The organism is Lamprobacter modestohalophilus, from assembly GCF_016583905.1.
In the GTDB taxonomy this organism is placed as follows: domain Bacteria; phylum Pseudomonadota; class Gammaproteobacteria; order Chromatiales; family Chromatiaceae; genus Lamprobacter; species Lamprobacter modestohalophilus.
In genome coordinates this window covers 1-7,999 of record NZ_NRRY01000088.1, presented here as the reverse complement: position 1 = coordinate 7,999, position 7,999 = coordinate 1, and the positions used below count along the sequence as shown (strand labels likewise).

The 7,999-nt window shown below is 62.0% G+C and carries 7 protein-coding genes; all 7 read right to left on the bottom strand.

Annotation, left to right across the window (positions count from 1 at the left end; translation table 11 throughout):
- Positions 1 to 71 precede the first annotated feature (71 nt).
- The gene (locus tag CKO42_RS24935) at positions 72 to 623 is read right to left on the bottom strand and encodes an AAA family ATPase (RefSeq protein ID WP_200251388.1); all 552 of its coding nucleotides are present in this window, start codon (positions 621 to 623) and stop codon (positions 72 to 74) included.
- Positions 624 to 637: 14 nt separating this feature from the next.
- Positions 638 to 2,902, bottom strand: a complete 2,265-nt coding sequence (locus CKO42_RS24930; RefSeq protein WP_200251387.1) for a zinc-binding dehydrogenase — start codon at positions 2,900 to 2,902, stop codon at positions 638 to 640.
- A 60-nt stretch (positions 2,903 to 2,962) separates the two neighbouring features.
- The gene (locus tag CKO42_RS24925; protein ID WP_200251385.1) at positions 2,963 to 3,754 is read right to left on the bottom strand and encodes a YdcF family protein; all 792 of its coding nucleotides are present in this window, start codon (positions 3,752 to 3,754) and stop codon (positions 2,963 to 2,965) included.
- A gap of 78 nt (positions 3,755 to 3,832) precedes the next feature.
- The gene (locus tag CKO42_RS24920) at positions 3,833 to 4,507 is read right to left on the bottom strand and encodes a methyltransferase domain-containing protein (protein WP_200251383.1); all 675 of its coding nucleotides are present in this window, start codon (positions 4,505 to 4,507) and stop codon (positions 3,833 to 3,835) included.
- 292 nt (positions 4,508 to 4,799) lie between these two features.
- Positions 4,800 to 5,006: a hypothetical protein gene (locus tag CKO42_RS24915; protein ID WP_200251381.1), complete on the bottom strand. Its 207-nt coding sequence runs from the start codon at positions 5,004 to 5,006 to the stop codon at positions 4,800 to 4,802.
- The gene (locus tag CKO42_RS24910) at positions 4,999 to 5,607 is read right to left on the bottom strand and encodes a class I SAM-dependent methyltransferase (RefSeq protein WP_200251379.1); all 609 of its coding nucleotides are present in this window, start codon (positions 5,605 to 5,607) and stop codon (positions 4,999 to 5,001) included. Before CKO42_RS24910 ends, CKO42_RS24915 begins: the two co-directional genes overlap by 8 nt.
- On the bottom strand, positions 5,604 to 7,421 hold the full coding sequence (gene asnB, locus CKO42_RS24905) for an asparagine synthase (glutamine-hydrolyzing) (protein ID WP_338034999.1): 1,818 nt from the start codon (positions 7,419 to 7,421) through the stop codon (positions 5,604 to 5,606). The genes CKO42_RS24910 and asnB overlap by 4 nt, the downstream gene beginning before the upstream one ends.
- Positions 7,422 to 7,999: the final 578 nt, after the last annotated feature.

Here is a 7,999-nt window from a genome sequence, read left to right as displayed (position 1 = left end):
CGTGATGGCCCGGTCTTTGTGAGTCTCTGTCATTGGTCTGCTCCGCTACCTTGGTTGACGATGGGTTCTCATCATCGCTTATTGTGCCCGCTCGGGGTGTGTTGGAGGAGCGGGGCGGACCATTCCATTACTTTCTCGTCCACGGAGGCCGAAACCCAGTCATCGTAAGCCTTCCACTCCTTTAGGAAACGACGCTCAATGACGTACTCACCTCTCGAAGAACTCCACGCGAGGGTCGTCCGAATCCCGACAAACTCCTCAAAATCAGCGTCCAACGCCTGTTGAATACCGGTTCCCCAAAGCTCAGTCCAGAAACTGCCAGAAGGAAAGTTTGGGGCAACAACGCCCTCCTCATCAAGCGGCTGAACCCGGACGTCTACCGTTACAACTCGGCTTTTTGGCGCAATCGGCTCTCCCCGCTCCAGACGCACGTCATCTTGCCCCAAGAGTCTCCGCCCGGCTCCTATCGCCGCATAAAGTGCATCAAGGAAACTCGTCTTCCCTGCATTATTGGCACCAAGCAGGATTGTCAGGTCACCGAGAGTCACCTCAACGTTCTTCAGAGCCCGGAAATTCGAGATACGGACGTCTGTTATCTTGATGCCGCTGTTCGATTCAGCCATAGGTCGGGATCTCTTTACCTCTCCCCAGCCACCGCAATCGTCACCCGACTCACCTCCAGAATCTCCGCCAGCGGGATCGGCGCGGGGCCACCCGCGCGCAGGGCTTGCACGAAGGCCGCGGCGCAGGCCTTCTGGCCTTTATCTTGGCGCCACAGCTTCAGCGGCTTGAACTTGGGCCAGCCGTAGGCGTTGAGACGGAGGAAGTTGTCTAGCTGCAGCACCCGGCCGCCGGCGAAGACCTCGAGGCGCTCCTTCGGGAACGCCTTGCTGCCGTTAGCAAAGTAATGCACCGTGCCGATGGAGCCGTCGGCGAAGCCGAGCTGGAGGCTCAGGGTGTCTTGGGTGGCGCTGTCCATCGTCAGGCGGCTGTGGTTGGTGATGGGGGCCGCGGCTAGGAAGCGTAGCAGATCGATGAAGTGGCAGGCCTCGCCGATGATCCGGCCGCCGCCAACGGCGGGGTCTTGGGTCCAGTGGTCGGCCGGAATGGCGCCGGCGTTCACCGTCATCACAAAGGCCTTCGGTCCGGTGACGCCTGCGAGTAGTTGCTTCATCTGCTGCACGTGGGGGGCGAAGCGGCGGTTGAAACCAACCATGAGGAGAGGGTGCGGGGCGACGGAGGCAATCTCCTCCAACTCCCCCAAGGTCAAACACAGCGGCTTTTCCACAAACACCGCCTTGCCAGCCTGCAGCCCCTGCAGCACAAAGCGCGCGTGGCTGTCGTGGCGGGTCGTCACCACTAGGGCATCGGTCCCGGCGTCCGCGAATAAGGCTTCGGTCTCGGTGGTGGTCTGCGCGAAGCCGAACTTGCGCCCGGCGTGCACACCGCTGACGCCGCCGCTGGAGGCGACGGTTCGCAGCCTGGCGCCTGCGGCCTTGAAGGCCGGGATCAGTACAGCAGTGGCGTAGTTGCCGGAGCCGATGACGCTGATGGCCGGCGCTGGCGTTGCTTGGGTGTTGCCGCTCCTGGCTTGGACGCGACCATCGATGGCCTGCTCGCTACCTTTCCTGGCCTGCTCGCTACCATCCCTGACCTGCTCGCTACCATCACTGGCCTGGATTCCGGCTTCCCGGCCGGAATGACGAAGATCTTGATCAAACTGCACCGTCCGCCCCAACAACCGCGCCGAATCCCCACCCGGATACTCCAGCACAATCCCCAACGAGGGCTCAGCCCCGCCGACCACCGCATAGGCCCGCTCAGCCTCCTCCAGCGCAAACCGGTGCGAGACCAGCGGCGCGACATCCAGCCGCCCATCGGCGAGCATGTCCAGCACCGCCTCAAAGTTGCGCTGCTCGGTCCAACGCACAAAACCGATCGGGTAATCCTGCCCCTGCTCCTCGTACAGCGGGTCATAACGCCCCGGCCCATAGGAGCAGGAGACCTGAAAGCTCAGCTCCTTCTCGTAGAAGTCCGCCCGCGAGAGCTCCAGCCCGACCACGCCGACCAGCACAATCCGCCCGCGCTTGCGGCACATCAGCGCGGCTTGGTGCACCGGCTCGTTGCTGCGCGTGGCGGCGGTAATGATCACCGCATCCACCCCGCGCCCGCGCGAGAAGCCCTCGGCCACCGCCACCGGGTCTTGGCCGGCGCTGAGGTCCACCGTCTCGGCGCCAAACTTCCGCGCCAGCGCGAGCTTGGCCGGGTCCATGTCGATGCCGAGCACCCGGCAGCCGTGGGCGCGCAGCAGCTGCACCGTCATCAGCCCGATCAGCCCGAGCCCGGTCACCACCACCGCCTCGCCCAGCGTCGGCGCCACCAGGCGAATGCCCTGCAGGGCGATGGCGCCGATCACCGTAAAGGCCGCTGCCTCGTCTGAGACCGTCTCCGGAATCCGCGCACAGAGGTTGACCGGGACTGAGACCATCTCGGCGTGCTTGCCGTTGGAGACGACGCGGTCGCCGGGGGAGAACACACCCCCCATGGCCTGGATTCCGGCTTCCTGGCCGGAATGACGAGGGGTGCTGCCCACCTCCTCAACGACACCGACATTGCAATACCCCAACGCCAGCGGCTGCTCCAGCTTGCTGCGCACCGCCTCCACCGTCGGCATCAGGCCATCGGTCTTCACCTTCTCCAGCACCTGCTTGACCTTGTCCGGCTGCTGGCGGGCCTTTTCGAGCGGATTGGCCTTGCCAAAGTCCACCAGCATGCGCTCGGTCCCGGCCGAGACCAGCGATCGCGTGGTGCGGATCAGCAGCGCGCCGCGGCCGACGCGTGGGCAGGGGACTTCGGCCAGCTCGGTACTGCCGTCTTTCAGGTTCTGCAGGATTTGTTTCACGGCCGCGCTATGACCTCTTTATCAACACCATCAACAGGCCAGCCTCTGCAGCCCGAATAGTCAGACGTGCGCCACTTCAACCGCCCAGCCACGCCACCAATACACCCACCATCCCAGATACTCCTTCAACGCCCGCGTGCTCGCCGCCAGCGCGCCCGCATCGGGTAGCCAGCGCAGCGCATGGGCGGGCTCTGGCTTGACCTCGAAATCGCAGGGCGCGGGAATCGCCTCGATCCCCACCGCCCGAAAGCTCGCCAAGGCCCGCGGCATGTGCAGCGCTGAGGTTACCAGCAGCACCCGAGCCGCACCTTGCGAGCGGATCAGCTCGGCACTGTAGAGGGCATTCTCGCGCGTGCTGCGGCTGCGATGCTCGAACTGGAGCGCGGCGTCTGGCACACCCAGATCATTCAGGAACTGGCGCATGGCCTCGGACTCGGGAGGCCCCTTGCCCTGCCAAGGCTGTCGTCCGCCGGAGAGGATCAGCGTCTCCACCTTGCCCGCGCGATAGAGTCGCGCGGCATGCCAGACGCGATCCGCCGCCTCGCCCAGGTTCGGATAGGGCCAGCTGGGTGGTCCGCTGTCGATGCCGCCGCCCAGCGCCACGGCAACATCAGCCGAAGGCAGTTCGCTGACCGGTCGATTGGCGAACCGACCCTCGAGCGACAACCGCAGCGCATCAGAGACCGCTGGCAACGACCAGAGGCCGAGCCAACTGACCGCCAGCACCGACACCGCTGCACTCCAGCGCCGCTGGCGCAAGCCCAGGAGCAGCAGCGAAACAAGACAGAGACTGAGCGATAGGCCCAGTGGATAAGCCAGTTGCGCGAGCAGTTTGTCAAGATAGAGGGCCATCAAGGTTCAAGCATCCCAAAACCTTTGATCACTTCCGTGTCGTTGCAGCGCCGAGGCAGCGCACCCGCCGACTGAACGTTAAGCAGCAGAGCCAGCGTCTGGCTTTCGTAACTCAGCCACCAGCAGCACGCGCAAACCGGCCAGACCGGGCACGAGATTCACCAGCCGCTCGTACAGGTAGCCGAAGACATAGGTCAGCGCAGAAAAGCGCAGATACTCAGGCCGCCCCTCGACCAGATCGACCGCAACCACCTGCAGCCCGGTCGCTGCCGCCAACCGACGAATGTCAGCGCGCGAATTCGCCAGATACCGCGTCGGGAACACATCCTCACCCTCGCGCCCACGCCAGCGCACCACCCAGCGATGAAAGCCGTGCGGCGTGAGCCGCGCGATCAAGGGAACGTAGTGGTACTTGTTCGGCGTTTTCGCTAAGAACACCCCACCCGGCCGCAGCACGCGCGCGACTTCGGCGAAGACCTGTTCCGGATTCGGCAGATGCTCCAGTACGTTATCTGCAAACACCAGGTCGAAGCTGGCATCGGGATACGGAATCGACTCCCCCAGCCCAACCTTGCCTTCATCGAGAAAGGGGTTGTCGACCACACGCGGATCGGGATCTATCCCGCAAATCCGTCGCGCATGGCCGCAAAAATTCATCTCCGTAACAATCCCAGCTCCAGCACCAAGATCGAGGACATCATCCCCCCCCCGAGCCGCGACAGAATCCGGTCTCGAAACAGCGCATCGTCCCACCGATGCTGATAACCGGGATACAACCGAGCATCTAGCCAATGAACCCAGCGACCCATAAACGGTACCTTTGAAAAAAACGCGACCAAGCGCAAGCCGTCCGACAAAGGTGTTGCTGTCGTCCTAGCTTCTGCTTCTAAATCAAGCAGTTCCATACAGAAATGGTCCAGAAAAAATCTTGGTAGCGATTTTCTCTCCTAACCATCTGTTTGAAAAGAAAATTCAGGGTGCAGTGCAACACCTATCTCGGACGGCTTGGACCAAGCGGCAAACGCCGCTCCAGATTAACCAAGGGCTATTTCGTCGCCTCAATCAGCATGAATAAACCCGCCCCCGGCAACAGCCTCCGAATCAACCCCCGCGGCCAGACCTTCCGCGCCAGTGTCAGCAGCGCCCCCCGATGGCGCTGGCCGGCGGCGGATTCCAGCAGGTCGCCGTGCGTCAGCACGGTGCGGATCTCCACCTGGCTGAAATCGGCGAAGAGCCTGCGCGCCTCAGCCACCGAGTAGGCCTTGGTGCCCGGGCTCTCCAGATACCGGGCGTAGATCTCGCGTAGGGGTAGCCAGGGCTTCAGCCCGAGCAGCGCGTAACGCACCCAGAGCATCAAGCCGACCAAGCTCCACTTGTGGTAGACCATGATCCTCGCCCCCCCCCCCGCGTTTCAGCACACGCCACACCTCGGCGATCGCCTTGGGCATGTCAGGGCTGTGATGCAAAACGCCCCAGGAATACACCAGGTCGAACGACTCGTCCGGAAACTGCAGGTTCTCGGCATCCCCGACGGCCAGATCCGAAGCGAGACCAAAGACCGCCAACCTACGGCGCGTATGCTCTACCGCGCGCTCGGTCAGATCGATGCCCGAGAGCACCGCGCCGGCCTGCGCAAATCGCTGATGGTCGGCGCCCAAGCCAACCCCGATCTCCAGCACGCGCAATCCCCGCGCCGTATTGAACCCAGCAAACTCCGGAATGTACGGCTCCAGCGCATAGCGTGTGTCGGCCTGCGCCTGATAGGCCTGCCGATCCTCCCCGGCCAGGTACAGCTCCTCGCCACAAGACGCCCGATCCCAAAAATCGCGGACATCCGCCTTCTCCTGATTCATTCGTATGACACTCCATTCATTCGTGGCTGGCCACCGGTATCCAGGTAAGTACGGCACCAAATCTCAATGCAGAGCAACGACAGCAGCGTATAGCTCGCATCCACCCGCCCGGCATCGTTATCCGCGATCAACCGCTGCACTGCAGCGGGATCGAACAGCCCACGGCTGCGCATGCTCGCCTCCGACAGCAGATCCCCCAGCAACTCGCGCAGCTCATGGCGCATCCAGCGCCGCAAAGGTGCACCGAAGCCCGTCTTGGGCCGGTAGATCACCTCACGGGGCAGATAAGGCTCCATCGCTTTCTTCAGCACCCACTTGCCTTCGCTGCCGCGTTGCTTGAAGCGGGCCGGGATGCGGGCGGCAAACTCGACCAACTCCAGGTCTAGAAATGGCACCCGCACCTCGACGCCAACCGCCATCGACATCTTGTCCGTGTAAAGCAGGTTGTGATCGGCGAGAAAGAACCGCTGCTCTAACGCCAGCATGCGCTCCAGGCGGCTCGTCTCCGGCGGCAGCTCGCGCAGGAACTCCAGCATTGGCGCCTCGGCCCGCGACTCGCCCAGCGCGGCCTTAAACTCCGCCGAGTAGAGCCGTTCCAGGTCTGCCCGGTTCGCCCAGCGAAAATAGTTGACCAGCCGCGCGTCACCATCCAGGCCAGCACCGCTGAAGAGCTTGGTCAGACGCCGACCCAAGGCGCTGCGCTGATCCAGTGCGCCGGTCGTCTTGGCCAGCCCCTGCCGCATCGGCCCCGGCAGCCAAGACCACCAGCGCTCGGCCATCAGGGCGCGGTGGCGGCGATAACCGGTGAAAAGATCATCACCGCCCGCGCCGGAAAGCAGCACCTTGATACCCTGCTCGCGCGCCAACTGGCTGATATAGAGCACATTAAGCGGCGCGGGGTCAGCAAGGGGCTCATCCAACTGCGCCACCATGCGCTCCAGATCACCCGCCATGCGGCCGGCATCAATGCGCACCACATCGAGCGGCACACCCTGATGCTCGGCGACAAGGCGGACATAGGGCAGATCATCGGTCGCGCCGGCCTCCGGACCGCCCTCCATCTCGATAGTGAAACAACGAATGTCCGGATTCTGCTCGCGCGCCAACGCGACGATGGCGCTGGAATCCAGTCCACCGGAGAGGAAAGCGCCCACGGGCACATCCGCGACCATCTGGCGGCGAACGGCGGTGCGCAGATGCTCACGCGTGCTCTTAATGGCCGAGGTTTGATCGAGCGCGGGCTTAGCCTCACGACGGAACGCGGGTAATCGGTACCAATTCCAGCGCCGCTCGATCCGGCCCGCACGCACGACCATGGCTTCGCCAGGCAGCAACTTGCGAACGGATCGGAGCGGCGTGCCCTCGCCGGGGCACCACAGAAAGGTCAGGTAACGTTGTAGCGCCGCTTCATCCAAGGCGCATGTCTCGGGCAGCAGTGACATCAAGGCCTTGATCTCGCTGGCGAAGACAAAGCCATCATCCAACACTGCATAGTAAAGCGGCTTCACTCCAAGACCGTCTCGCGCGAGTAGCAGCGTCTGACGACGACGGTCCCAGATCGCAAAGGAAAAAATCCCGTTCAGCCGTGACAGCAACGATTCGCCAACGGCCATATAAAGGTTTAGCAGAACTTCTGTGTCTGAGCCTCCGCGAAATATCACGCGTTGGCATTCCAAGTCAGTGCGCAATTCGCGGAAGTTGTAAATCTCGCCGTTGAAGATTAACACCACAGCACTATCGGCGCTGATCATGGGCTGATGACCAGAACTAGAAACATCAAGTGGTTGTGTTCCAGAACTGTTGGCAAATACTATTAATGCTTAATAAATCAGGAGCTTGAGTGGTGGGCACAACAGATCTGGAGCACTACCCATCAAGTATAGACAGCCGCCGATGGCAAAGCCCAACGCCAGTATCGGGATCATTGTAAACACCTGCGTCATCTGGCCCACGATGGGCCATCGTCTCGCAAGAAGAACCCAGACGCTCAAGCTCAGTTAAATGAAAATATCCAGCGATCCCACACATCAGCAAGGCTTCCTTCGATTAACAGGAAGCGTTAGTGCAAAAACAGTTTCTCCTATCGCTTCCTCCACGAATTCGTAAAATTGAAAACGATCGCCCAGAAAAATTAGTAGGTTCCCCTCAAAGATCATGAAGGTATCGAACTCATCGCCCTGAGAAAAAGCCGCCGGTTCGCATCAATCACTTCAGGACGCCTCGCCACCTCTTGAGCATAGGCTTGAGCAGAACGTTTAATCTCCAGGCCTTGATCATCCCTTGGTCCAAAACTGAGTATTCCGGTAGGCGATCAACCACGCTGAAGGCGTGGCAGGAGCGCCGGGTCGGCGTACCCTTGGAAGTGCAAACTGACCGAGGGAAAAGCCGTTGC